At 67.3% G+C, this 25030-nt stretch carries 25 protein-coding genes and 2 pseudogenes; 13 read left to right on the forward strand and 14 right to left on the reverse strand.

What is annotated here, in order from left to right; all coding sequences use genetic code 11:
• From QPR87_RS05225 to QPR87_RS05235, 3 genes and pseudogenes are all read left to right on the forward strand, one after another.
• Positions 1 to 128: pseudogene (locus QPR87_RS05225) on the forward strand (IS3 family transposase); the annotation flags it as partial.
• A complete protein-coding gene (locus QPR87_RS23610; RefSeq protein WP_350310446.1) occupies positions 122 to 400 on the forward strand; it encodes a PIN domain-containing protein in 279 nt (92 codons plus the stop codon). The pseudogene QPR87_RS05225 and the gene QPR87_RS23610, both read left to right, overlap by 7 nt.
• Positions 401 to 410: 10 nt before the next feature.
• A complete protein-coding gene (locus QPR87_RS05235) occupies positions 411 to 605 on the forward strand; it encodes a hypothetical protein (RefSeq protein ID WP_230377654.1) in 195 nt (64 codons plus the stop codon).
• Here QPR87_RS05235 and QPR87_RS05240 read toward each other — a convergent pair.
• The 8 genes from QPR87_RS05240 to QPR87_RS05275 all read right to left on the reverse strand — a co-directional run bounded on the left by QPR87_RS05240 (position 586) and on the right by QPR87_RS05275 (position 4609).
• Positions 586 to 780 (reverse strand): hypothetical protein, encoded by a 195-nt coding sequence (locus tag QPR87_RS05240; RefSeq protein WP_010400642.1) that lies wholly within the window; start codon positions 778 to 780, stop codon positions 586 to 588. The genes QPR87_RS05235 and QPR87_RS05240 overlap by 20 nt on opposite strands.
• Positions 781 to 1241: 461 nt before the next feature.
• Complete coding sequence (locus QPR87_RS05245) at positions 1242 to 1544, reverse strand: type II toxin-antitoxin system RelE family toxin (protein WP_104491150.1); 303 nt, start codon at positions 1542 to 1544, stop codon at positions 1242 to 1244.
• Positions 1534 to 1794 (reverse strand): type II toxin-antitoxin system Phd/YefM family antitoxin, encoded by a 261-nt coding sequence (locus tag QPR87_RS05250; protein ID WP_285048686.1) that lies wholly within the window; start codon positions 1792 to 1794, stop codon positions 1534 to 1536. Before QPR87_RS05250 ends, QPR87_RS05245 begins: the two co-directional genes overlap by 11 nt.
• A 6-nt stretch (positions 1795 to 1800) precedes the next feature.
• Entirely contained in the window at positions 1801 to 2097 is a 297-nt protein-coding gene (locus QPR87_RS05255; RefSeq protein ID WP_104491152.1) for a hypothetical protein, read from the reverse strand.
• A gap of 222 nt (positions 2098 to 2319) precedes the next feature.
• On the reverse strand, positions 2320 to 2649 hold the full coding sequence (locus QPR87_RS05260) for a hypothetical protein (protein ID WP_285048687.1): 330 nt from the start codon (positions 2647 to 2649) through the stop codon (positions 2320 to 2322).
• A 2-nt stretch (positions 2650 to 2651) separates the two neighbouring features.
• The gene (locus QPR87_RS05265; RefSeq protein WP_104491154.1) at positions 2652 to 2885 is read right to left on the reverse strand and encodes a zinc finger domain-containing protein; all 234 of its coding nucleotides are present in this window, start codon (positions 2883 to 2885) and stop codon (positions 2652 to 2654) included.
• Between the two features lie 3 nt (positions 2886 to 2888).
• On the reverse strand, positions 2889 to 3374 hold the full coding sequence (locus tag QPR87_RS05270) for a hypothetical protein (protein ID WP_230377652.1): 486 nt from the start codon (positions 3372 to 3374) through the stop codon (positions 2889 to 2891).
• Positions 3371 to 4609: a hypothetical protein gene (locus QPR87_RS05275; protein ID WP_285048815.1), complete on the reverse strand. Its 1239-nt coding sequence runs from the start codon at positions 4607 to 4609 to the stop codon at positions 3371 to 3373. The genes QPR87_RS05270 and QPR87_RS05275 overlap by 4 nt, the downstream gene beginning before the upstream one ends.
• Between QPR87_RS05275 and QPR87_RS05280 the strand changes: the two are divergent.
• Positions 4550 to 4966: pseudogene (locus tag QPR87_RS05280) on the forward strand (aldehyde dehydrogenase family protein); the annotation flags it as partial. The gene QPR87_RS05275 and the pseudogene QPR87_RS05280 sit on opposite strands and share 60 nt — an antisense overlap.
• Positions 4967 to 4987: 21 nt before the next feature.
• Here the strand turns inward: QPR87_RS05280 and QPR87_RS05285 are convergent.
• The gene (locus QPR87_RS05285) at positions 4988 to 5503 is read right to left on the reverse strand and encodes a rhodanese-like domain-containing protein (protein ID WP_051416320.1); all 516 of its coding nucleotides are present in this window, start codon (positions 5501 to 5503) and stop codon (positions 4988 to 4990) included.
• A gap of 175 nt (positions 5504 to 5678) precedes the next feature.
• On the opposite strand from QPR87_RS05285, the gene pedF reads away from it, so the two are divergent.
• The 9 genes from pedF (at position 5679) to QPR87_RS05330 (ending at position 15276) form a co-directional block, all read left to right on the forward strand.
• Complete coding sequence (pedF, locus tag QPR87_RS05290) at positions 5679 to 6365, forward strand: cytochrome c-550 PedF (RefSeq protein ID WP_285048688.1); 687 nt, start codon at positions 5679 to 5681, stop codon at positions 6363 to 6365.
• Between the two features lie 4 nt (positions 6366 to 6369).
• Complete coding sequence (locus tag QPR87_RS05295) at positions 6370 to 7161, forward strand: quinoprotein dehydrogenase-associated SoxYZ-like carrier (RefSeq protein WP_072463921.1); 792 nt, start codon at positions 6370 to 6372, stop codon at positions 7159 to 7161.
• Positions 7158 to 8102: a quinoprotein relay system zinc metallohydrolase 1 gene (locus QPR87_RS05300; RefSeq protein ID WP_230377650.1), complete on the forward strand. Its 945-nt coding sequence runs from the start codon at positions 7158 to 7160 to the stop codon at positions 8100 to 8102. Before QPR87_RS05295 ends, QPR87_RS05300 begins: the two co-directional genes overlap by 4 nt.
• A gap of 63 nt (positions 8103 to 8165) precedes the next feature.
• Positions 8166 to 10016: a PQQ-dependent methanol/ethanol family dehydrogenase gene (locus tag QPR87_RS05305; protein WP_072463923.1), complete on the forward strand. Its 1851-nt coding sequence runs from the start codon at positions 8166 to 8168 to the stop codon at positions 10014 to 10016.
• A 67-nt stretch (positions 10017 to 10083) separates the two neighbouring features.
• Complete coding sequence (locus tag QPR87_RS05310) at positions 10084 to 10704, forward strand: pentapeptide repeat-containing protein (protein WP_072463924.1); 621 nt, start codon at positions 10084 to 10086, stop codon at positions 10702 to 10704.
• Positions 10686 to 11129 (forward strand): hypothetical protein, encoded by a 444-nt coding sequence (locus QPR87_RS05315; RefSeq protein ID WP_104491160.1) that lies wholly within the window; start codon positions 10686 to 10688, stop codon positions 11127 to 11129. Before QPR87_RS05310 ends, QPR87_RS05315 begins: the two co-directional genes overlap by 19 nt.
• A gap of 41 nt (positions 11130 to 11170) precedes the next feature.
• On the forward strand, positions 11171 to 11899 hold the full coding sequence (locus QPR87_RS05320; protein WP_072463926.1) for a response regulator: 729 nt from the start codon (positions 11171 to 11173) through the stop codon (positions 11897 to 11899).
• A gap of 39 nt (positions 11900 to 11938) precedes the next feature.
• Positions 11939 to 13093, forward strand: coding sequence for an FIST signal transduction protein (locus tag QPR87_RS05325; protein WP_104491161.1), 1155 nt, complete (start codon positions 11939 to 11941; stop codon positions 13091 to 13093).
• Positions 13093 to 15276: a PAS-domain containing protein gene (locus tag QPR87_RS05330; protein ID WP_083539296.1), complete on the forward strand. Its 2184-nt coding sequence runs from the start codon at positions 13093 to 13095 to the stop codon at positions 15274 to 15276. The genes QPR87_RS05325 and QPR87_RS05330 overlap by 1 nt, the downstream gene beginning before the upstream one ends.
• Before the next feature lie 987 nt (positions 15277 to 16263).
• Here QPR87_RS05330 and gltB read toward each other — a convergent pair.
• From gltB to QPR87_RS05355, 5 genes are all read right to left on the reverse strand, one after another.
• A complete protein-coding gene (gltB, locus tag QPR87_RS05335; RefSeq protein ID WP_285048812.1) occupies positions 16264 to 20799 on the reverse strand; it encodes a glutamate synthase large subunit in 4536 nt (1511 codons plus the stop codon).
• Positions 20800 to 20810: 11 nt separating this feature from the next.
• Complete coding sequence (locus tag QPR87_RS05340; RefSeq protein ID WP_011746834.1) at positions 20811 to 21575, reverse strand: hypothetical protein; 765 nt, start codon at positions 21573 to 21575, stop codon at positions 20811 to 20813.
• Positions 21576 to 21587: 12 nt separating this feature from the next.
• Positions 21588 to 23081, reverse strand: coding sequence for an NAD(P)-dependent oxidoreductase (locus QPR87_RS05345; protein WP_011746835.1), 1494 nt, complete (start codon positions 23079 to 23081; stop codon positions 21588 to 21590).
• Positions 23082 to 23231: 150 nt separating this feature from the next.
• Positions 23232 to 24035: an undecaprenyl-diphosphate phosphatase gene (locus QPR87_RS05350; protein ID WP_011746836.1), complete on the reverse strand. Its 804-nt coding sequence runs from the start codon at positions 24033 to 24035 to the stop codon at positions 23232 to 23234.
• Positions 24035 to 25027 (reverse strand): complex I NDUFA9 subunit family protein, encoded by a 993-nt coding sequence (locus tag QPR87_RS05355; RefSeq protein ID WP_285048689.1) that lies wholly within the window; start codon positions 25025 to 25027, stop codon positions 24035 to 24037. Before QPR87_RS05355 ends, QPR87_RS05350 begins: the two co-directional genes overlap by 1 nt.
• Positions 25028 to 25030 lie beyond the last annotated feature (3 nt).

Consider the following 25030-nt stretch of genomic DNA (forward strand, 5'->3'; position numbering starts at 1 on the left):
TGATGCGCAAGATCGGCCTGTCGCCGATCTACCAGGCACCGAGGACCAGCGAGCCGCATCCGCAGCACCGCATCTATCCCTACCTGCTACGGAATCTGGCGATCGAGCGACCAGATCAGGTATGGTGCAGGCTCGCGGCAAGGGCCCGGCGGCAGCCGAGGACTTTGCCGCGGCGGCCGAGCTGGTGGACGGGTTCATCGAGGCGGCGGAGGCGCAAGAGATGCACGTCACCACGGGGATGGGGAAGGAAGCGATCCGGGCGTTGTCGATCTACGGCAAGCAGGTCGGCCACCCGGCGCAGCTGAACATGGGCGACGCCCTGTCCTACGCCTGCGCCAAAGCCTACCGTTTGCCCTTGCTTTACAAGGGCGGGGATTTTTCGGAAACCGATATGGCGTGAGGGATCAGCCATGAAGCTCTACGTTGCGACGTTCTGGACGGGCCATGCCTGGGCCGATCTGCACGATGATCCGCGGCCGTTCCGCGCCGCCTCGGTCGCGGCCGATTCCGCATTACTGGCGGGGAAGAGAACGACCAGGCTGCGGCCGGTTGAAGTTAAAGCGGCCCCCGAAGGGGCCGCATTGGTCAGAGACCGAAAAGCTTGATGATGAAGGCTGTCAGGCCAGCGATGGCGCCGACGAGGCCGGTGGCGACGGCCAGCGGATACCAGCGGGCCTCGGCATTGATCTTCGAGGTTTCCGCGATCAGCTTGGCGATCTCGGCCCGCATCTTATCATCGGCAAGGGACTGTTCGGCGGTGGTCATGTCGGCGTCGCTCATTGGATGCTCCTTGTGAAATGTAAGCGATGAGACCGAAGATTGCGAGGCTCTAGCCGCCCCGAACGGTCGCAGGCATGCGAACACGCTGAGTCAGGGACGGCCCGGCACGGGCCGCTTGCAAGGCCGCGCTCGCGCGGCCGCCGTCCTTGACCAGTGTGGTAGAATGACAAGATCCGTGTGGTGGTGGATAGGTCCGGCCCCGGCCGGCGCCTGACGCTGGCCGGGTTAGCAGCCGGACGCGACCGATGGCGCGACGGTTCTGCCGCGCAGCGGGCCCGGCGCGGCCTTAGCGCCGCGCCGTTGCCGGCGTTCTGGCTTGCCAGGGCGACGGCGCCGGCGAACACCAGGAACAGGGCAAAGAAAGAGCCGCCCCGAGGGGGCGGCCACGCTGCGCCTGGTCTGATGATCCTGCGTGGATCCTCCCGAAACTATCTGCCGCTTCTCAAGGTCCAGAATGGACGTCAGCTTTTGGGTCGATCATCGCGCCGTGCGCTTGCAGCTTTATACACCTCGCTTCGTTCGCGACGACCAACTGCGACCACTGTGACGGTAATTTCTGCATCCTCTACGCGATAGACGAGTCGGTAGCCGGCGCTGCGGAGCTTGATCTTGTAATGATCTTCCAGACCATGCAGCGCATCAGCAGGAACACGGGGCTGCTCCAGACGTTCGGCCAGCTTCTTCCGAAACTGCTCCCGAAGCGTGGCACCGAGCTTTTTCCACTCCTTCAGTGCGGATGGCAGGAACTTAAGCTCAAAGGTCATCGAGGCCCACGCTGATCGGCGTTTCATCCGCCCGGGCCTTAATGACATCGACAAGCGCCAGGTCGTCCAGCCGCTCCATCATCGCCTCGTAAACATCGGCCGGGACCATATAAGCCATGACGCGATTGTGGTTCAGCACGGCGACGGCCTCGCCTTGCGCCTGATCCATGATTGCGGTCGGGCTTTTCTTCAGATCAGAGACACTGACCGCAATCTGGGCTTCAACACGTTGCATATTCAATCTCCACAAGGTCATTCATTGAGCGATGAGCAGGCTGACCGAGGCAGCGATCAAGGACAGCAAGACCACCCCTGTTTGCCATCTCGGCAATTCGGCGAGCAAATCGTCCGGAAGCCAGCTATCCGGAGCGAAGCGCACCAGCATTTCCAGTGCGATCTGGGCGAGGACGCCCACGATCAACGCCGCATTCGCCGCTGACCCCAGGACCGTGTCAAACCTCCAGCCGTCTGTATACGTCAGGCGAAGGATGGCGAATGCTCCCAGAGCAAACAGCGCGAGCTTTGCTAGCGCACCTTTTTCAGAATCCGTCATATCAAGCCTCTTTTCATGCTAAAATTGATACCATATTTCGAACCAAATGCAACACGGCAATGCCCTGCTTCTGGCCATGCAGCGGGCCCGGCGCGGCCTTAGCGCCGCGCCGTCGCCGGCGTTCTGGCTTGCCAGGGCGACGCCGCCGGCGAACACTAGGAACAGGGCAAAGAAAAGAGCCGCCCCAAGGGGGCGGCCAGTCATCCTCACCACAAGGATATTTCAGAGCGTGTTGCGGCGCTCGATGCGATCGAGCCGGGCAAGCTGATTATTCACGTCCATCAAGGCGCGGGTCGTCCAGTCCCCGACGCGATTGCCTCGGCCCGGCCGCCCGAAGCGGTTAGGGTGTCCATCAAGCATGAGCTGGCGCAGGGATAGCAGGACAGCCCTATCCAGCTCGACCGCGACCAGTTGGCCGGGAAACCGCTGCACATGGCGGGTGCAGGCGTCGTAGTGCTGCCGGCTGCACCGCAACGTGCGTTCCAGCTTCCACGCAAGGGCGATCCACTCGGGCAGGGTCCAGTCAAGGCGTCTCCATGGTTGTGCAGGCATGTTCAATCTCTGGCTCGCCCTCGGGGATCGACCTGCCAGCCAGACGCAATGCGAATGATCGAGGCGTCCGGGCCGTGCTGGTCGATGAAAACCCGGTCGGCCTCGATGCCGCGCGCGCGGTGCAGATCGGCCGCGCGGTGGCCGCTCGGCCGGCGGCACCAGGTGCCGGCGGCCGCGCCACAGGCCGGGCAGGCAACGGCAAGGACAGGGTGTCGGAAGGCGGTGAAATCGGCCATGTCTTACGTCCTTTCCTGATGCTCTTGCATCCGGTGCCCGTGCTTGTTGCGCGGCACCTGGTCGAAGGGGATTGTGTCCAGCGTGAAGCACCCGACAGAATAGCCGTGCAGGAAATCCAGCAGATATGTCGGGTCGGCGGGGTAGGGCGCGCGGTTCCATGCGGCCAGCAGGACCGCGCGCTCCTTGTCGGTCAGGGCGGCAAGCCTGCGCCGGGCCTCGCGCCAGCGGGCGGCGCGGGCATCACGGGTTCGCTGCTGGCTTTCCGCCCACCGGATGGCACGGTCCTGCATAACCTCATCCTCGCCGGGCTGTTCCTCCGCGATCTGTTCGGCGAAGAGGGGCAGGGCATCGCGTTCGAGACGCTGCTTGCGGCGCAGTGCAGCGCGCTTGCGGCTGCTATCGGTGAAGGGATGGCGGGGATACCTGATAAAGCGCATGTTTCTCACCCTCGATGAGCGGGGCGCTTGCGCGCCCCGCGCCTCGGTCACTCCATACCTTCGGGCCGCCAAGCGTCGATCCGCGCGGCCTGCGCCTCGGTGACGCCATGGGCCTTGCGGGTGGCATCGTCACTGAACAGGGTTTCCAGCTTCGCGGCCTTCTCGGCCTTTTTCAGCTTGGCGAAGGTTGTTGCGGTCGGGTGATCTTCCGGCAGGTCCAGCAGGTCGCGCCAGAGTTCGTTCAGGTAAGGCCCGCCGACGCGGCTGAAGAAATTGGCGGCGGTCGGGGTCCAGACTTCGCGGATTTGCGGGGCTATGGCCTTGTCGATCAGGGCGGAAAGCTGCTCGTCGCCGCCCCGAAACAGGGCGGCAAGGCAACGGATCAACTCGCCGCGCGTGTGATCCTGCCCCTTCTGACGGAAGGTCCGGAAGGACTTGGCCAGGTCCTTGCCATACATCTCGCGCGGCTCCTTACCCGCCAGCCGCTCGTCGAGGTCATAGCCTTCCGCCTCGGTGGTCGGCCAGTTCGGCACGGCCTCGGCGGCAAGCCCGAACGGCTTGCGCCATTGCAGGCTGTGGCTCAACTGATAGGCCAGCAGGTCCAGCAGCAGGTCAGGATCGCGCAGGATGGCATGTTGCCGCGCACCCATGGCAACGCGGCCGAGGTCGTCGCGCAGCGCGTTGCTGATGGGCGATTTCGGGGTGTCGCTGCCGCTCTCGTTATGAACCGATGGGCGCAGGAATCCGGCCTCGATGGCGGCGGCGCGGTCCTCGCGCGTCACCAGCCCTTCGAGGGTTTTCAGTGTGCCGCTCTGGTCCACATAGAACAGGACGCCCGACACGGCCTTTTGCTCGTCGGTGAAACCGCCGTCCAGAATGGCTTGCAGCGCGGCCAGTTCTGCCTCGCCCTCGTCATCGAGGACGTCGCCGTTCGCCAGTTCGGCCAGTTCATCATAACGCTCGGCCTCGGCTTCGGACAGTTCGCCTTCCTGCGCATAGATGCGATCCAGCTTGCGTTGCTCGATCTCGTAATAGCCGACATAGCTGTCCCGGATCGGCTCGGCCCATTTCCAGCCATCGGCAATGATGGTGCCGGCGTGAGCTTCCAGCTTGGCCGTGAACAGTTCGTGCAGCAGGGCCTCGTCCTCGAAATAGGACTGGTCGGCAAAGAGGTCGGTGGTGACGCGCCCGCCCTCGGCCTCATAGGCTTCATCGACCGCGGCAAGGCCGAGCTGACCCTGGCGGCCGAGGGCAGGCTGCATCCCGATGCCGCGCCGGGCGGGCATTTCGTGCTGCCGACGCTGTTTTCCGAGGTCGATCCCGGCCATGCGCTGGCCCAGCAGGAGATCTTCGGCCCCGTGCAGGTGCTGATCCCCTTCCAGGACGAGGCCGAGGCGGTCCGCATCGCCAACGGTACCGAATACGGGCTGGTCGCCGGCATCTGGACCCGCGACGGCGCGCGCCAGCTGCGGCTGGCGCGCAAGATCCGCAGCGGCCAAGTCTTCGTGAACAATTACGGCGCCGGCGGCGGCATCGAGCTGCCCTTCGGCGGGGTCGGCAAATCCGGCCATGGCCGCGAGAAGGGTTTCGAGGCGCTCTACGGCTTCACCCGCCTCAAGACCGTGACCGTCGCGCATGGCTGACCCCCCGCCGGGCGGCGGCGATCAGCGCGACCAGCTGCCGCGATGCGGCTCGGGCCGGATCTCGACCAGCGGCAGGCCGGCATCCGCCCAGGCATCGACCCCGCCGGGGAACCAGCCCAGGTTGACATAGCCGCGCCCGGCGATGCGCCTGGCGGCGTTCCAGCTGAGCCAGCAATCCGACTTGCAGAACAGGATCAGCCCCGCCTTGCGGTCGCCGCCGGTGATCCGCTCCAGGCTCGCATCCAGATAATCGCTCTGCCATGGCTCCAGCCGGCCCCAGCCGACCACCGGCAGCCAACGCGCGCCGGGGATCGAGCGGTGCCGCTCGGGCAGGATCCATGTGCCGTCGGCGCCGATCCCGAAAACCCGGGCGCCCATCACGTCGACCGGGATCCAGCCCTGGCCGATCAGCGCCCGCACCTGCGCAAGGTCGAGCGTCCTCGCCCCCGGCACCGCTTCGGGAACCGGGGCGCGATAGCCGTCCAGGCGATAGCCGCTTTCGTCGAACAGCACTGGCTGCTCGGCCGCGACGGCCAAGGGGAAAACCCCCGCCAGAAGCAGGAGAAATGCCCCGATTCCGGGGCGGGACCGCAGGCTCCGGGCCCTGCGGAGGGTGCGCAATACGACCATGGCACAATTTACCCTTTCTCGATCTCAAGGAAATTTGACCAGGACGCAACGCACAACGGATACGCGCGAAGGACTTTGGAACATGACCCGCAGGATAAGCAAGACCTTTCCTCTTGCCGTCTCACTCGCTCTCTGGGCATCGATGGCGCTTGGCCATGGCGACACCGCCCCGCAGGCGGTCGACACCGCCGGCCTGCCCGAACTTCCGGCCGAGATGGCCAGCGAAAACCCCTGGCGCGAGGCGGACGGCGCGGTGCTGTTCAAGGCCGTCGAGATCGGTGCCAAGGGCTTCAACAGCAATTGCGCGCGCTGCCACGGGCTCGAGGCGATCTCGGGCGGGCTGGCGCCGGACCTGCGCTTCCTCGAGGCCAGCGCCTTCGGCGACGAATGGTATCTGGACCGCATCCTGCACGGCTATGAGCAGAACGGCGCGGTGAAGATGCCGCCCTTCGAGGGCATCCTGAACCAGCAGGCGATCTGGGCGATCCGCACCTATATCGAGACCCGCCCCGATGCCGACGCGCTGGCGGAGAAAAGCACCGAGATCGCGGCGCTTTACGACAAGGTCAAGGCGCTGCCGCTCGATGCCGGGGCCGATCAGGCCCAGGCGCTGGCCGCCGAGCTGGAAAGCGCCGGCAGCGGCTTCGAGGCGCTTTCGGGCGCGCCGCGCGCCGTGACCGTGCTGGACCAGGCGGCGCACATGCTGCGCAGCGGCGCCTCGCATGCGCCGGCGGCCGCCGAGCTGATCCGTGGCGTGCTGAGGAACTAGGGCCATGGCGCTGCTGACGGACAGGTTGCCCGGCGCCGCCTCGCCCCCGCTGCTGACCGGCAGGACCGGGCCGGCCGCCGTGGGGGGCGATGCGTTCGACAGCGGCATGTGGCCGTCGCACCGGCAGGAATTCCTGGGCGACCCCGCGGCCTGGCGCAACGATCCGGCCGTCGCCGTCCTGGCGCCGCGCGCGGCCGAGGATTCCCGCCATGTGCCCTTCCTGATCGACGCCACCGCCGTCGCGCAGCCGATCCGGCGCATCGTCGTCACCATCGACTACAGCCCCTTTCCCAAGGCCATCGTCTTTCGCCCCGGCCGCGCCCTGCCCCTGCTGGGCTTCGGCGTGAAATACGAGGTCGGCGGCGCCCTGCGCGCCTCGGCCGAGACCGGGGCCGAGACGGGGGCGGGCGAATGGCTGGTCGGCGCGGCCTATGTCAGCGCGCTTGGCGGCGGATGCAGCGCGCCCGCCGCTGCGCACCACCGACCCGACTGGCAGCAGGGCTTCGGCGAATTGCGCGCCCGGCTCTGGGCCGAAACCGGGCGACTGCGGCTACGGCTGCGCCATCCGCAGGACACCGGCCTGGCGGACGGCATCCCGGCGCATCACCTGACCGAACTGGCTCTGCTCGACGCCGCCGGGGCCGAGATCGCCGCGCTGGAGCTGCACGAGCCGCTGGAGGAGAACCCGGCGCTGACTTTCCTGCTGCCGCCCGACCTGGCGCGCGGGCCGGTCGCGATCCGGGCGCGCGACAACCTGGGCTATGCCTTCGCGGGCCGGGTGGAGGACGCGCCATGAGCCTTTCCCGCCGGGCGCTGCTGGCCGGGGCCGCCGTCCTGACGCTGCCCTTGCCCATCTTCGCGCAGCCGCGCAGATATGGCCTGCAGCCAGTCGAAGTTGCAGACGGAATATGGATGATCGAGGGCCGGCGCGAGGTCTTCACCCGCGAGAACGGCGGCGACATCGTCAACGTGGCGCTGCTGGCGACCGATCAGGGCGCGCTGGTCGTCGACAGCGGCTCGACCGCCGCCATGGGGGCCGAGATCCGCGCCTTTGCCGACCAGCGGCTGGGCGGGCTCGTCGCGACGATCAACACCCACCATCACCCGGACCACTGGTTTGGCAACGCGCCGCTGGCCGACCGGCCGGTTCTGGCGCTGGCGGCGACATCCGCGACCTGCCGCGAATATGCCCAGGATTATGCCGAGACGCTGTATTCGATCCTCGGCAGCTGGATCTCGGGGACCCGGACCATGCCCGCGACCGGCGAGGTCGAGGCCGGCCCGCGCGCCATCGGCGGCCGGACCCTGCGGATGATCCCGCTGGCCGGCCACACCGCCGCCGATTTGGCCATCCTCGATGAGGCGACCGGCGTGCTGGTCGCCGGGGATCTGGTGTTCCTGGACCGCGCGACCAGCCTGCCAGACGCGGATTTCGCGACCTGGCTGGCGGCGCTGGACCGGCTGGAAGGGCTCGGCCCCGCCGGGGTGGTGCCGGGGCATGGCCGCTTCCACCGCGCGGGCGAAGGCATCGCGCAGACCCGCGCCTATCTGCGGGCGACGCGCGACCGGCTGGCGATGGCCGCCGATCTGGGGCTGACGCCAATCGAGGCGATGGCCGCTGGCCCCGTCCCCGAATTCGCCGGGCTGGGCGCCAATCCCGAGGAATACCTGCGCTCGGTCGTCCGCCGCTTCGGCGACCATGAAACCCTGGCGCTGCCGGTCGTCGGCGGCGCCTGAAGCAAGGACCGACAAGGCATCAGACGCGGGCAACCCGTCGTTCATGTATATGGAGGAGACTGCATGAATCGCTTTCTGAAACTGACCTCGGCCAGTGTTCTGGCCCTCGCCTGCGTCGCGGCGATGGCCCATGCCGAGACCAGCCCCGTCACCTGGGAGGACATCCTGAACGACGCCGAGACCACCGACGACGTGCTGATGTATGGGCTGGGGGTGGGTGCGCAGCGCTATTCCGCGCTCGACCAGATCAATGCCGAGACGGTCAAGCACCTGCGCCCGGCCTGGTCGTTTTCCTTTGGCGACGAAAAGCAGCGCGGCCAGGAAACCCAGGCGCTGGTGCATGACGGGGTGATCTACGTCACCGGGTCCTATTCCCGGATGTGGGCGCTGGACGCCAGGACCGGCAAGCGGCTGTGGAAGTTCGAGGCCCGCCTGCCCGAGGACATCCGCCCCTGCTGCGACGTGGTGAACCGCGGCGCGGCGATCTATGGCGACAAGGTCTTTTTCGGCACGCTGGACGCCAGCATCTATGCGCTGAACAAGGACACCGGCAAGGTCGTCTGGCGCAAGAAGTTCGAGGACCACAAGATCGGCTACACGATGACCGGCGCGCCGACCATCGTGAAGGACAAGGAGACCGGCCGCGTCATGCTGATCCACGGCAGCTCGGGCGACGAGTTCGGCGTGGTCGGCAAGCTCTATGCCCGCGATGTCGAAACCGGCGAGGAGATCTGGATGCGGCCCTTTGTCGAGGGGCACAAGGGCACGCTGGCTGGCGCGGAGGGCACCGTCACCGGCGATCCAGCCGCGCCGAGCTGGCCGAACAATCCCGACGGCAGCAAGGTCGAGGCCTGGAGCCACGGCGGCGGCGCGCCCTGGCAATCGGCCAGCTACGACCCCGAGACCAACACCATCGTCGTCGGCGCCGGCAACCCCGCCCCCTGGAACACCTGGGCGCGCACGCCGGGCGACAGCCTGTATACCTCGGGCCAGGCCTATGTCGATCCCTCGAACGGCGAGCTGGTCGGCTTCTACCAGCACACACCGAACGACGCCTGGGACTTTTCCGGCAACAACGAGATCATCCTGTTCGACTACAAGGACAAGGACGGCAAGACCCATCGCGCCGGCGCCCATGCCGACCGCAACGGCTTCTTCTATGTCACCGACATCGAGGCGCTGTCGAAGCGCGGCGGCGAGATCAACCGGCCGACGGCGCTGCTCAACGCCTTCCCCTTCGTCGACGGCATCACCTGGGCCAAGGGCATCGACCTGAAGACCGGCCGCCCGATCGAGAACGAGGGCCAGCGCCCGCCCCTGCCCGCCGAGGGCGAGACCAAGGGCGCCAGCATCGAGGTCTCGCCCCCCTTCCTGGGCGGCAAGAACTGGAACCCGATGTCCTACAGCCAGAAGACCGGGCTGTTCTATGTGCCGGCGAACCACTGGACCGAGGATTACTGGACCGAGAACGTCACCTATCAGGCCGGCGCCGCCTATCTGGGCCAGGGCTTCCGCATCAAGCGGCTTTACGACGACCATATCGGCACGCTGCGCGCCTTCGACCCGACCACCGGCGAGAAGAAATGGGAGCACAAGGAGGAATTCCCGCTATGGGCCGGCACGCTGGCCACGGCCGGCAACCTGGTCTTCACCGGCACCTCGGACGGTTTCGTGAAGGGCTTCAACGCCGAAACGGGCGAGGAGCTGTGGAAGTTCAACACCGGCTCGGGGATCGTGTCGTCCCCGATCACCTGGGAAATGAACGGCAAGCAATACCTGGGCATCGCCTCGGGATATGGCGGCGCGGTGCCACTCTGGGGCGGCGACATGGCGACGCTGACCACCCAGGTCAGCCAAGGCGGTTCGTTCTGGGTCTTCGAGATCCCGGACGAGCTGCTGACTGCCTCGAAGTGACAGGCAACTGACCGGCCGGGCAGGTCGTCCCTGCCCGTCCCCACACCCCGAACCGAGGGAAAATCCCATGCTCAGAAGCCTGACCATCCTAGCCGCCCTGGCCCTCGCCTCCGGGGTCCATGCGGCCAATTCCGAACAGACCGGCGGCGGCTGGCCGGTTATCGTCGACGAGCCGCCCCCGCGAGAAGGGCCGCTGGTCATCGGCACCTGCGAGATCCGCGCCGGCGCCGCCTGCCCCGGCGCCGACCTCCGCCACGCCGACCTGCGCGGGCTGAAGCTGAACGGCATCGACCTGAAGGGCGCGAACCTGATGCGCGCCAACCTGTTCGGGGCCGAGCTGAAGGGCGCCGACCTGACCGGCGCCGACCTGCGCGGCGCCAACCTGCAGATGGCCCAGCTGCAGGGCGTGGTCATGCGGGACGCCGACCTGACCGGCGCCAACCTGGACTATACCCGGCTGGCCGGCGCCGACCTGTCGGGCGCGAACCTGACCGCCGCCACGCTCGAAGCGGCCATGGCGCCCAAGTCGAAATTCGTCGGCGCGAAGCTGATCGGCGCGAACTTGATGGAGAGCAAGTTCTACAACGCCGATTTCGCCGAGGCGCTGCTGGAGGGCAACCACGCCCCCTATGCCATCTGGGAGGGGGTGCATATGGAGCACTGCACGGGATGCCCCGTGGACTGGTGATCCTGGCCTCGGCAGCGCTGGCGGCCACGCCGGCGCCGGGGCTCGACCTGGCCGCCGCGCTTCGCGCCTGCCGGGCCGAGCCGGACGCGGCCCTGCGGCTGGCCTGCTATGACCGGCTCGCCGCGCGGAAGCCGGCGCTGGAGCATCGCGGCGCCGGCAACCGGGTGCTGCCGCGCTTCGACCTGGACGGGCCGGCGCGGCTGGTCTTCGAAAGCATGGATGCTATCATGGTGGTCTATCTGCTGGACGCATCGGGCGCGGTGATCCAGAATCTGCATCAGGCTGGGGCCGGCTCGGGCTCGTTCCTGATCGAGAGGCCGGGGCGCTACGGCATCCAGGTCAATGCCTCGGGCGGCTGGCTGATCCGGCTGGAGGACCCGGGGCGACGGCATCCCGCGCTTCACGGCCCCGCCGCCCGCCCCTAGACTCGACCCATTCCAGCCGAGGCAGCCAGATGAGCAGAACCATGGAACAAGCCCAGCAACCCCCGCCGCCGATCCGGCCGCTGAACACGGCGCTGATCGTGGACGATCACCCGCTGTTCTGCGACGCGCTGTCGATGACGCTGACCGGCCCGGTGGGCATCGCCCGGGTCGAGGCCGTGGGCAGCCTGGCCGAGGCGCTGGACCGCATGGCGCGCGAGCCGGTGCCCGACGTGATCGTGCTGGACCTGCACCTGCCCGACGTGAACGGGCTGGAAGGCGTGGTGCGCATGCGCCAGGCGGCGGCCGAGCGGCCGATCATCGTGGTCTCCTCCATGGACGAGCGCCGGGTGGTGCGCGGCGCGCTGCTGGCCGGGGTCAGCGCCTATGTGCCCAAGCACGCCCCGCGCGAGGCCTTCCGCGAGGCCTTCGCCGCCATCGCCCGCGGCGAGGTGCATGCCAGCCGGCTGGCGCTGGACAATGCCACCCCCAGCCTGGCCGAGGAGGCGCTGGCGCGGCTCGCCTCGCTGACCCGGCAGCAGGCGCGGATCCTGCAGCTGATCAGCACCGGGCTGCTGAACAAGCAGATCGCGCATGAGCTGTCGATCGCCGAGACCACGGTCAAGGCGCATGTCACCGCCATCATGCGCAAGCTGCGGGTGCAGACCCGCACCCAGGCGGTGCTGTTCGCCCAGGACATCAGCTTCAACGCCATGACCGCCGAGGCGAGGGCCGAGATCGCAGGCCATGACAGCGAGGGAGTGAACCGCTAAGCCTGACGGAGGAGGCGCGACAGCGGAAGGGAGGCCGGGGTGAGCGCAGCGCAGGATTGCATCGCGCGGGCCAGCGCGCCGGCGCAGGACGCCGACGTGACCGGCCGGCTGGCGCGGGGCCTTGGTCCCGGGCCCTTCGCGCTGGTCATGCTCTTTGTCTCGCCCCGGGCCGACGTCGCGCGCATCGCTGCCGAGACCGCGGCGCGCCTGCCCGCCGCCCATGTCGTCGGCTGTACCACCGCCGGCGAGATCTCGGAGGCGGGCTATGACGAAGGCGCGGTGCTGGCGCTGGGATTCCCCTCGCGACTTTTCGCAGCTGAGGTGCTGGAGCTGACCGACCTCGACCGCCTGTCGCGCAGCGCCGCGGCGGCGGCCTTCCTGCAACTGCGCCAGGATCTCGCGGGTGCGCAGGCGCATCTGCCGCATGAATTCGCCCTGCTGCTGGTCGACGGGCTGTCGCTTTGCGAGGACGACCTGGCCTCGGCACTGGCGGCCGGCTCGGGCCATGTGCCGCTGATCGGCGGATCGGCCGGGGACGGGCTGCGATTCCGGGAAACGCTGGTCCTGCATCGCGGCCGGGCGCTGCGCAACGCGGCGGTGCTGTCGGTGCTGCGCGGGCTTTGCCCGGTGCGGGCGCTGAACATGGACCACCTGCACCCGACCGAGCGGCGCATGGTGGTAACCCGGGCCGACCCCGCCGCCCGCATCGTGCAGCGCATCAATGCCGAGCCGGCGGCGCGTGAATACGCCCGCATCCTGGGCAAGGATCCGGCGCTGATCGACTACCTGACCTTTGCCGCGCATCCGCTCGCCGTGCGGGTCGGCGGCCGCTATCACGTGCGGGCGGTGCAACGCGTGCTGCCTTCGGGCGAGTTGCTGTTCTTTTCGGCCATCGACGCGGGCGTGGTGCTGGCGCTGACCGAGCCCGAGGACCTGCCCGCGCATCTGGACCGGCGGCTGTCGCAGCTGGCCGGGCCGGTGCCGCCGGTGGCGGTGCTGGGCTTCGACTGCGTGCTGCGCCGCATCGAGGCCGAGCAGAAGCAGCTGGGCGGTGCCGTTTCGGAAGTGCTGCGCCGGCATCGCGTCTGGGGCTTTTCCACCTATGGCGAGCAATTCGGCCCGCTGCATGTCAACCACACCCTGACCGGCTGCGCGATCTACCCGCCGGGGACGCAACTGGCGGAGCCCGGCTGATGGCGCGCATCTCGGACTGGCTCATCGACCGTAACGACGATGCCGGGCAGAACCTGGAGAAGCTGCTGGTCATCGCCGAGGTGCTGATGCGCCATTCCGAGGAGCGCCGGGACGAGAACAACGCCGCCTTCGAGGAATTCCGCCGCGCCGCTCTGCTGGAGGAGCGCGTCCGCCAGCGCACCTGCGATCTCGAGGCGACGCTGGAGCGGCTGAATGCCGCCAATGCCACCGCCGAGCGCGCCCGCCGCGACCTGTCGCAGGCCATCGAGGCGATCGAGGAAGGCTTCGCGCTGTTCGACGCCGAGGACCGGCTGGTGCTGTGCAACAGCCGCTTCTGCGCCGACCTGCCGGATGTGCGCCCGGCGCTTGTCCCCGGCATCGGCTTCGCGGCCTATGTCGAGCTGCTGGGCCGGTCGCGGCAGGTGCTGCTGCCCGAGGGGCTGACCGCCGACGGCTGGATCGCCCAGCGGATGCGGCGCCACGAGCAGCCGCAGCATTTCAACATCGGCCTGACCGGCGACCGATGGATCCAGGTCAGCGAGCAGCGCACGCTCGACGGCGGCACGGTGGTCCTGCATACCGACGTGACCCGCATCATCCGCACCGAGCGTATCGAGCATGGCAAGCTGCTGGACAACCAGGCGCGGATGATCCGCGCGACGCTGGAGCATATCAACCAGGGCGTCGGCATCTTCGACGCCTATGGCGCGCTGATCGGCTGGAACCAGCGGCTCGCGGACCTGCTGGAGATCCCCGCGGCGCTGATGCATCGCGGGCTGAGCTTCGAGCGGCTGGCAGTGCGGATGCTGTATCAGGCCCGCTTCAACGAAGGCTTCTCGGCCTCGCAGCTGCGCGAATGGGTGCGGATGCGCGGCGCGCGCCTGCCCCTGTCCTTCGAGCTCTGGCACGCCTCGGGGGTCATCCTGGACGTGCATGGCCGCGAGATGCCCGAGCGCGGCTTCGTGATGTCCTTTACCGATGTCACGCGCGAACGGCTGGCGATCCATTCCATGCTGCGGGCCAAGGCCACGCTGGAAGCCCGCGTCACCGCCCGGACCGAGGAGTTGGCCGCGGCGCTGGCCAATGCCGAGCGCGCGAATTCCGCCCGCGTGCGCTTCGTCGCGGCGGCCAGCCACGACCTGCTGCAGCCGCTCTCGGCCGCCAAGCTCTTCGTCGCCTCGGCCCGCGACGATGCCGGCGACAGCGCCCTGCGCGCCACGCTGGAAAAGGCGCATAACGCGCTTCTCAGCGTCGAGGGCATCCTGGGAGCGCTGCTGGACCTGTCGCGGCTGGAATCCGGCGGCACCGAGATCGAGATCGCGCCCCTGTCGATGGAGCTGCTGCTGGCGCAGCTGACCGACGAATTCGCGCCGCTGGCCGCCGCCAAGGGCCTGGGACTGCGCATCATGCCCTGCCAACTGGCGGTGGAAAGCGACGCGGCCTATCTGCGGCGCATCCTGCAGAACCTGATCGGCAATGCCATCCGCTACACGCAAGCCGGGCGGGTGCTGGTCGGCGTGCGCCGCCAGGGCGGCAGCCTGCGCATCGAGGTCCACGACACCGGCCCCGGCATCGCGCCCGAGCACCAGCAGGCGATCTTCCGCGAGTTCCACCGCGTCGAGGGCACCGCCTCGGCCGCGCAGGGCATGGGGCTGGGCCTGGCCATCGTCGAGCGCGCCTGCGCGCTGCTGGACCACCGGCTGCGGCTGCATTCGGTGCCGGGCCGCGGCACCCGCTTCTCGGTCGAGCTGCCCCTGGCGCATGACCTGCCCCGCGCCGGCAGCAAGGCCCCCGCCGCCACGCCCCCGCCCGAGGCGGGCATGGACCGCATCGTGCTGCTGGTCGAGAATGACGAAGACCTGCGCAGCGCCATCGCGCAGCTGCTGGAACGCCGCGGCGTCGAGGTGGTCGAGGCCGCCAGCGGCAGCGAGGCGCTGACCCTGGTCGAGGAGATGGGCGTCATCCCCGACATCTACCTCTTGGACCAGCAGCTGGGCGACGGCCCCAGCGGCGTCGAGACGGCGCAGGCGCTGCACCGCCGCTTCGGCTTGCGCCCGACCCGCATCATCACCGCCGACCGCAGCCCCGAAACCCGGCGCGCCGCCGGCCAGGCCGGGCTGCAGATCCTCTTCAAGCCCATCGACCCCGAGACGCTGGAGGCCTTCGTCTGCCAGCCCGGCTGAGCCGGCGCCGAAGCCTCAGCCCGCGGCGCGGCGACCGATGTTGTGTGACACGAATATCTGCACTAAGGCGGAAGACATCGGAGGACGTCGGAAGACCCCGGATGCGAAGTGGTGCGAAGATCCGCGAAAGCCCAACCAATTGGGCAAAGAAAGCCATCTTTAGAAAAGTATCGGACAAGTCGCTTCCCTCGGTGATAAGCGATGTGTCCTGTGGCACCCTGTTTTCTGGTGGGACCCAATCTCTGGATGTCGATGTGTACTGTCCCCATTCGACGTCTATATAGTCAAACGCCGTGAATGGTCCGGGACCTGCTCTAACGATAAACTCCCTGCCGAGGTCGTTTGTTTATACTATATATAGATGCTTATGCCCTGCCGGTGCATCTATGGCGCGAAGTTCGATTTTTTCCATGGCCTTTCCTCAAATTGTGTTCAGTGAATCGAGAAGGGAGAAAACTACAGATCCTAGCAGGAGTGCCGTAATTGTCATATCTCTTGGTAGATGTGCTCGACCAGCGGTGAGGTAACGCTATCTGAGAAAAAGGGCAGGACGAACTGTCGATCCACTCGGCCTGTAGTTGATATTGTTCGGAAATTTTCCGCGCAAGCGGAAAATCTTTGTGATTATTGCCAGGCACTTCCAGATTGCCACGATAGTCCCCCCCTTTTTTGCTACTATGCTTCCTGTGCGGCCGGGGCTTACATGGATTTCCCGCAGCTTGGATTCATGATGCCGCAGCGTGGCGGCATGGCCGTGGTCGATACCCATCTTCGTAATGGTCGAGCGGAGGCATGGCGGGCGATGCTTCATCCCGTGCTGTCTCGCGCAGATGACCTGCGGGCCGTGGGCGCAGCCGGATGAAAGAGCCCGAGCCGTCTGGGGCATGCAGGGCACATGTCCACGGGGATGCAGCGCGCTCCCGGGGGCTTGAGGCACCGGCCCGACCGCGGAAACCGAAACGGGGGCCTTTCGGCCCCCGCTTCCTGTCACTCGGCCGGCACCGCCGCCAGGTCCTCGACCGGGGCGATGGGGTGCTTCAGATGCGGCAGCATCTCCTTGGGACAGACTTGCAGGAAGTTCGCCTTCTCGTCCTCCCAGTTTTGCAGGATCTCCTCGGCCCGGCGCGAGCGGGTTTCCCTGTGATGCCGTTCGATCAGATCCCGCAGCTGCTCTTCCCAATGCGCCTGCGTCACCGGGCACAGGACCAGCGTCTCGTCGTTGATATAGTCGCGTGCCAGGCCCTCGGGGTCGTAGAGATAGGCCATGCCCCCGGTCATGCCGGCACCGAAATTGGCGCCGATCCGGCCCAGGATCACGGCGACGCCGCCGGTCATGTATTCGCAGCCGTTCGAGCCGCAACCCTCGATCACCACCTTGGCGCCCGAGTTGCGGACCGCAAAACGCTCGCCCGCGCGGCCGGCCGCGAACAGATAGCCGTCGGTCGCGCCGTAAAGCACGGTATTGCCGATGATGGTGTTCTCGGCCGCGTTCAGCGGGCTGCCCATGGGCGGGCGAACGACGATGGTGCCGCCGGACAGGCCCTTGCCGACATAGTCGTTGGCATCGCCCGAGACCTCGATCTTCAGCCCCGGCGCGGCGAATGCGCCCAGTGACTGGCCCGCGCTGCCGGTCAGCCGCACGGTCAGGTGATCGGGTTGCAGCGTGTTGCGCATGCCGAAGGTCTGCACGATCATCGACGAGGTGCGCGTGCCCACCGTCCGCTGGGTGTTCCTGACCGCATAGGAAAGCTGCATCTTCTCGCCATCCGAGAAGAAGCGGCCGGCGTCGCGGATGATCTCGGCGTCCAGCGTGTCGGGCACCGCGTTGCGCGGTTTCGAACGGTCATAGACGATCTTTTCCGAGCCATCGACGGTGATCAGCAGCGGGTTCAGGTCCAGGTCGTCCAGCGACTTGTCGCCCCGGCTGACCTGGGTCAGCAGGTCGGCCCGCCCGATCACTTCGTCAAGGCTGCGCGCCCCGATGCTGGCCAGGATCTCGCGCACCTCGGTGGCGTAGAAGGTGATCAGGTTCACCACCTTGTCGGCCGAGCCGTTGAACATGGCGCGCAGCTTTTCGTCCTGGGTGCAGACGCCCACCGGGCAGGTGTTCGACTGGCACTGGCGCACCATGATGCAGCCCATGGCGATCAGCGCGGCGGTGCCGATGCCGTATTCCTCGGCCCCCATCATCGCCGCCATGACGATGTCGCGGCCGGTGCGCAGGCCCCCGTCGGTGCGCAAGGTGACGCGATCCCGCAGCCGGTTCATCGCCAGCACCTGATGCGCCTCGGTCAACCCCATCTCCCAGGGCAGGCCGGCGAACTTGATCGAGGTCGCCGGGCTGGCCCCGGTGCCGCCGTTGTGGCCCGAGATCAGGATCACGTCGGCCTTGGCCTTGGCGACGCCCGCCGCGATGGTGCCGACGCCCGAGGACGCCACCAGCTTCACGGTGATCTTGGCGCGCGGGTTGATCTGCTTGAGGTCGTAGATCAGCTGCGCCAGATCCTCGATCGAGTAGATGTCGTGATGCGGCGGCGGCGAGATCAGCGTCACGCCCTTGGTCGAGTGGCGCAGCCGGGCGATCAGGTCGGTGACCTTCATGCCGGGCAGCTGGCCGCCCTCGCCGGGCTTGGCGCCTTGCGCGACCTTGATCTCCAGTTCCTCGCAGGCGTTCAGGTATTCGGCGGTGACGCCGAAGCGGCCCGAGGCGACCTGCTTGATCTTGGCGCAGGGGTTGTCGCCGTTGGGCAGCGGGTTGCTATGCGCCGGATCCTCGCCGCCCTCGCCGGAATCGGACTTGGCGCCGATCCGGTTCATGGCGATGTTCAGCGTCATGTGCGCCTCGGGCGACAGCGCCCCCAGCGACATGCCCGGCGTCACGAAGCGCTTGCGGATCGAGGTGATCGATTCCACTTCCTCGATGGGCACCGGCTTGCCCAGGGGCTTGATGTCCAGAAGGTCGCGGATATGGATCGGCGGGTTCGCCCGCATGGTGGCGGTGAACTGCTTCCAGATGTCGTAGGACGCCTTTTCGCAGGCCAACTGCAAAAGCCGCATGGTATTGGCTTCCCAGGCATGCTTTTCGCCCGAGCGGCGGGCCTTGAAGAAGCCGCCCACCGGCAGAAGATCGACCAGGGCCGCGCCGAAGCCCTTGGCATGGGCCTCTTCCAGCTTGGCTTGCAGCCCGTGCAGGCCGATGCCCGAGATGCGCGACTGCATGCCGGGGAAATACTCGGCCACCATGGCGCGCGACAGCCCCACCGCCTCGAAGTTCAGCCCGCCGCGATAGGAGGACAGGACCGAAATGCCCATCTTGGCCATGATCTTCAGCAGGCCCGCGTCGATGGCTTCGCGATAGCGGGTCATGATGTCGATGAGGTTGCCGTCCAGCAGGCCGCGCTCGATGCGCTCGGCCAGCGTGTCCTGCGCCAGATAGGGGTTCACCGTGGTCGCGCCGCAGCCGATCAGCACCGCGAAATCATGCGGGTCCACGCATTCCGAGGCCCGCACGTTCAGCGAGCAGAAGGTCCGCAGCCCCTTGCGGGTCAGCCAGCTGTGCACCGCGCTGGTCGCCAGGATCATCGGCACGCCGATGCGGCTGGCCGAGATGCCCTCGTCCGTCAGGATGATATGGCCGTTGCCCGAGCGCACGGCATCCTCGGCCTCGGCGCGGATGCGTGCCAGCGCATCGCCCAGGGCATCCGAGCCGCCATCGACCGGGAAGGTGCAGTCGATCTGCGTCGCCTGGCCCTCGAACATGCGGGTCAGTTCCTCGAACTCGCCATTGGCGAGGAAGGGGCTTTCCAGCATGGTGATCTCGGCATGGGTCGAGCTTTCCTCAAGCACGTTCTTGAGGTTGCCGAAACGGGTGCGCAGGCTCATCACCCGGCTTTCGCGCAAGCTGTCGATGGGCGGGTTGGTGACCTGGCTGAAGTTCTGCCGGAAGTAATGCGACAGCGGCCGGAACTGGCGCGACAGCACCGCGGGCGGCGTGTCGTCGCCCATCGAGGCCAGCGCCTCTTTCGCATCCTCGGCCATCGGGACCAGCATCTGCTCGACCAGTTCGACGGTATAGCCGACCGCGATCTGGCGGCGGCGCAGTTCCTCGCCGTCGTGAAGCGCGGTCTCGGGCAGCTTCGCCATCAGTTCCGAGGGCTGCACGACCTTTTCCACCCAATCGCCAAAGGGCTGGCTGGCGGCCAGGTGGTCCTTGATCTCGCGGTCGTGGTAAAGCTTGCCCTCGGCCATGTCGACGGCGATCATCTGGCCCGGACCCAGCGCGCCCTTTTCGCGCACCGCGGTTTCGTTGATCGGGACCATGCCGGCCTCGGAACCCGCGATCAGCAGGTTGTCGCCGGTCACCACATAGCGCAGCGGCCGCAGCCCGTTGCGGTCCAGGCCGCCGCAGACCCAGCGCCCGTCGGTCATCGCCAGTGCGGCGGGCCCGTCCCAGGGCTCCATGATCGAGTTGCAATAGGCATACATGTCCGCCCAGGCCCTGGGCATGTCGGTGGTGGCCTTGGACCAGGCTTCCGGCACCAGGATGGTCTTGGTCATCGGTGCGTTGCGGCCGGACCGGACCAGCACCTCGAACACCGCATCCAGCGCCGCCGAGTCGGACGAGCCGCCGGGGATGATCGGCTTGATGTCCTCGGCCATCTCGCCGAAGGTCCGCGACGCCATGCGGATCTCGTGGCTGCGCATCCAGTTCGAGTTGCCCTTCAGCGTGTTGATCTCGCCGTTATGGGCCAGCATGCGGAAGGGTTGCGCCAGCCACCATTGCGGGAAGGTGTTGGTGGAATAGCGCTGGTGATAGATGGCAAAGGCGGACTCGAAGCGCTCGTCCTTGAGGTCGGGATAGAACTCGGCCACCTGCTCGGCCAGCATCATGCCCTTGTAGATGATGCTGCGGCACGACAGCGTACAGATATACATGCCGGCGATCTGCGCCGCCACCGCCGCCTTCTCGATCCGGCGGCGGATGATGTAGAGTTCGCGCTCGAACTGCTCGTCGTCGATGTCCTTGTCGCAGCGGATCAGGATCTGCTCGATCTCGGGGCGGGTGGCGTTGGCCTTTTCGCCCAGCACTGCGGTGTTCACCGGCACGTGCCGCCAGCCATAGATGTAATGGCCCATGCGCAGCACTTCGGATTCCACGATGGTCCGGCAGCGTTCCTGCGCGGCGAAATCGGTGCGCGGCAGGAACACCTGGCCCACGGCGATCAGCTTGTCGTGGTCGGGCTCGTGCCCGGTGCGACGCACCTGGTCATAGAAGAAGGGCACCGGGATCTGCACATGGATGCCGGCGCCGTCGCCGGTCTTGCCGTCCGCGTCCACGGCGCCGCGATGCCAGATCGCCTTCAGCGCGTTGATGCCGCTTTCCACGACCTTGCGGCTGATCTTGCCGTCGATGCTGACGACCAGCCCGACGCCGCAGGACGAATGCTCGTCCTCGGCACGGTAAAGCGAATGTTCCGCCATCCAGTCGCGGCGGGCCTGTTCCTGCTGTTCCCAGCCCGTCATGTCGCTGTCCTTCACGTCCGTGCCTCCTTCACAAGCTGCCACAGGGCGCCGGCGCCTTGGCCGCCCACCATCTGCAGGTCGCAATCATATTCCGGCGTGGTCGAGCCAAAGCCGGGATGCCCCGGGAACGAGAACGTCACCGGGCTGTCGTTCGTCTGCTGCACGGCGCCGGTCCAGTCCTCGGAGGTCTCGACGCCGCCATAGAATCGCCCTTGCGCGCGGCTGATGAATTGCTGGCCCCGGCGCTGGATCAGCACCTGGCCGGATTCGCTATAGGTGGTCAGCTCGAAGCGCGTGACCTCCAGCGTCACGCCGTCGACCTGCACCGTCTCGCCGGTCAGTTCGTCATGGCCGACATGATGCAGCCGCTCGCCGCTGTTCGAGCGGGTCCAGAAATCGAAATCGTCCTGCCCGCTATCCAGCAGCGTGCTGAACGAGGCGTGGTCCTGCGCCTGATCCTCCAGCACGTCGGTCAGGCCGGTGCGCAGGTCGGTGCTTTCCATCCAGCGCGTCTCGCGGTCGATGCGCGACTGGAAGGTCGGACCCTCGGGGGTGAAATAGGTCACCCATTGGTCGCCCGCCGTATCGGCGCTGCAACGGTAATGCTGCGAGACGCTGCAACCGCGGTTCTGCACCGTCACCTCCAGCTTGCAGCCGGCGGGCGGGGTGAAATTCGCCGCCTGGGCAGGCAGCACGGGAAGGGTCAGCATGGCTGCCGTTCCTGCCGCCAGCGCCATGCCGCGCCCCATGGGGTTGATGCTTGGTCGAGATGCCATGGCCTTTTCCCCTTACTCGGCGGCGACCCGGGCGGCACCGGACAGGTAGCCGGCGATGCTGTCGGCAGCCTCGCGGCCGTCGCGGATCGCCCAGACCACCAGGCTGGCGCCGCGCACGATGTCGCCCACGGCATAGACGCCGGGCAGGCTGGTCTGGTGCGTCTGGTAATCGGCCTTGATCGTGCCCCAGCGCGTCACCTCCAGCCCGTCCACGCCCCAAAGGCGCGGCAGTTCTTCGGGTTCGAAACCCAGCGCCTTGATGACCAGTTCCGCCGGCTCGTCGTAATCGGCGCCCTCGATCAGTTCGGGCGACTGACGGCCCGAGACATCCGGCGCGCCCAGCCGCATCTTCTGCACGCGCACCGCGCTGATGGTCGGGATCTCGCCGGTATCGTCCACGTCGCGTTCCTGCGCGACCATGGCCTCGCCGGTGACATGGCCGGTAAAGGCGCCGGGTGCGGAAAGCCAGACGAATTCGACGCCTTCTTCCTCGGCATTCTGCACCTCGCGCTGGCTGCCCGGCATGTTGGCCCGGTCGCGGCGGTAAAGGCATTTCACCGATTGCGCGCCCTGGCGGATGGCGGTGCGCACGCAGTCCATGGCGGTGTCGCCGCCGCCGATGACCACGACGCGCTTGCCCCTGGCATTCAGCTCGCCATCCTCGTAATCGGGGATCTCGTCGCCCAGATCGACCCGGTTCGAGGCGGTCAGGTAGTCCAGCGCCCGCACCACGCCCTTGGCGGCGGCATTGTCGATGTCCAGGTCGCGGGTCTTGTAGACGCCGGTCGCGATCAGCACCGCGTCATGCTTGCCGCGGATGGCGTCGAAGCTGATGTCTTCGCCGACGCTCACGTTCAGCACGAAATCCACGCCGCCCTCGACAAGCTGCTGCGTGCGGCGCTCGACCACCTGCTTTTCCAGCTTGAAGCCGGGGATGCCATAGATCAGCAGCCCGCCGGCGCGGTCGTGACGGTCATAGACCGTGACCTGGAAGCCCATGCGGCGCAGCCGGTCGGCGGCGGCAAGCCCGCCCGGCCCGGCGCCGATGATGCCGATGGATTCGGGGCGTTCCTGCGTCGGGGCGACCGGGGTGATCCAGCCCTCTTCCCAGGCGGTGTCGGTGATGTATTTCTCGATGGCGCCGATGGTGACGGTGCCGTGGCCGGATTGCTCGATGACGCAATTGCCCTCGCACAGCCGGTCCTGCGGGCAGATGCGGCCGCAGATCTCGGGGAAGGTGTTGGTCTCCTGGCTGCGCAGATAGGCTTCCTGCGTGCGGCCCTCGGCGGTCAGGCGCAGCCAGTCGGGGATGTTGTTGTGCAGCGGGCAATGGCTCTGGCAATAGGGCACGCCGCATTGGCTGCACCGGCTGGCCTGTTCCTTGGCCTTGGCCTCGGCGAACTCGCGATAGATCTCGTGGAAATCTTCCGAGCGGGATGCCGCGTCACGTTTCTCGGGCATCTCGCGCCCGATGGTGACGAATTTGAGCATCTTCTGCGTGGCCATGGCTGCGCGTCCTTCGATGACGAGGGTGGTCCCAGCCTGATAAGTCAGGCCGTCATCAAAGAAAAGTCAGCTATGTTGACCTAATTAACGATTTTCCTGTCTGATGGTGAAAATTCCATGCTGCATATGCGAAAAATAGGTCAGCATAGTTTACCAACCTGCCTGCAAAGCCAGCAGAACCGCCACCCCGACCGCGATTCGCCACCAGGCGAACAGGCCGTAGCCATAGGTCGAGACATAGTTCAGCAGCCCGCGCACCACGACGACGGCGGCCAGGAATGCGCAGACGAAGCCGATGACGATATTGCCAGTCGCCGCCGCGTCCAGGATGTCGCGGTTCTTGTAGAGGTCATAGACGAAAGCGCCCAGCATCGTCGGCATGGACAGGAAAAAGCTGAATTCGGCGGCAGAACGCTTGTCCGCGCCCAGCAGCAGGGCACCGACGATGGTCGCGCCGGAACGCGAGACGCCGGGAATCATCGCCAGGCACTGGATGAAGCCGATCTTCAGCGCCATGGGCAGCGGGAAATCCTCGGCCGAGAAATGGCGCGGCCGGTTCGCCATCCGATCAACGAACAGCAGCACCACACCGCCCACGATCAGCATGACGGCGATCAGGGTAGGGGTCTCGAACAGGACTTCCTTGATGATCCGGTGCGCCAGCACGCCGATCACCACCGCGGGCAGGAAGGCAAGCAGCACCGCCAGGATGAAGCGCCGCGCGCGCGGGTCCTGCGGCGCGCTGGAAAAGATCCGCCACAGCCGCCCGGCATAGACGCCCAGGATGGCCATGATGGCGCCAAGCTGGATCAGCACCTCGAAGGCGCGTCCGGGCGAATCGAAGCCCAGGAAATGCCCGGCCAGCAGCACATGGCCGGTCGAGGACACGGGAATGAACTCGGTCAGCCCCTCCAGCAGACCAAGGGCGGCGGCAACGATGGTGTTGTGGTCCATCAGCTGTTGCGCAGGTTCTTCGCCGAGGCGGTGATCGCCTCATATTGCCCCGAGGAGCGGAAGCGCCACAGATAGTCCGCAATGACGGCGGGGGCGGCGGTCGGCTCGATGTCCAGATCGGCAAAGGTCTTGACCTCGCCCGAGACCCGGTTCGGCAGGCGCAGCAGTCGCGCCTGGTCGCGGGTCAGGATGCGGTTGGTCAGCAGCCCGCCGGTCGCGGCCTGGACGACGTCCAGCGCCGATCCCATCACCCGGGCCAGCCAATGCGGCAGGCCGACGATGGCGCGGCGGCGGTCGGTCGCGACCAGCACCTGCTGCGCCACCTCGCGCATGGTCAGTACGTCCGGGCCGCCCAGTTCATAGATGCCCGGCTGCGCCGTTCCTTCGGCGCCCATGGCGGCGGCGCGGGCCACGTCCTCGACATAGACCGGCTGCATCAGGGTGTTCGCGCCGGGCACGAACAGGATCGGTCCCAGCCGCGTCATCGACGCGATGCGGTTGTAGAAGTGGTCGTCCGGCCCGAAGATGACCGAGGGCCGCAGGATCACCGCATCGGGGCGATGCGCCAGCACGGCGGCCTCGCCCCGCCCCTTGGAGGCGGCATAGCGGCTGGCCGAATCCGGGTCCGCGCCGATGGCCGAGACATGCACGAAGCGCTTGACGCCGGTCTCGGCGGCAATGCGGGCGATCCGGCCCGCAGCCTCTTCGTGGATGGCGTCGAAGGTGTTCTTGCCCTCGCGGACCATGATGCCGACGCAGTTGATCACCGCATCCGCATCGGCCATGCAGGCGGTCACCGACAGGTCGTCGCGCACGTTGCAGGGCACCGGCTCGACCTGGCCGGGTGCGCCATAGGTGCGCACCACGCCGGCTTCGTTCGGGCGGCGGACGGCGACCCGGATGCGCCAGCCCTGGGCGGCCATGGTCCGGGCGATCTGCCGGCCCAGGAATCCAGACCCGCCATAAATGGTGACAAGCTTGGCTGCGGACATGCG

Source organism: Paracoccus sp. SSJ, from assembly GCF_030234105.1.
Lineage (GTDB): Bacteria > Pseudomonadota > Alphaproteobacteria > Rhodobacterales > Rhodobacteraceae > Paracoccus > Paracoccus denitrificans.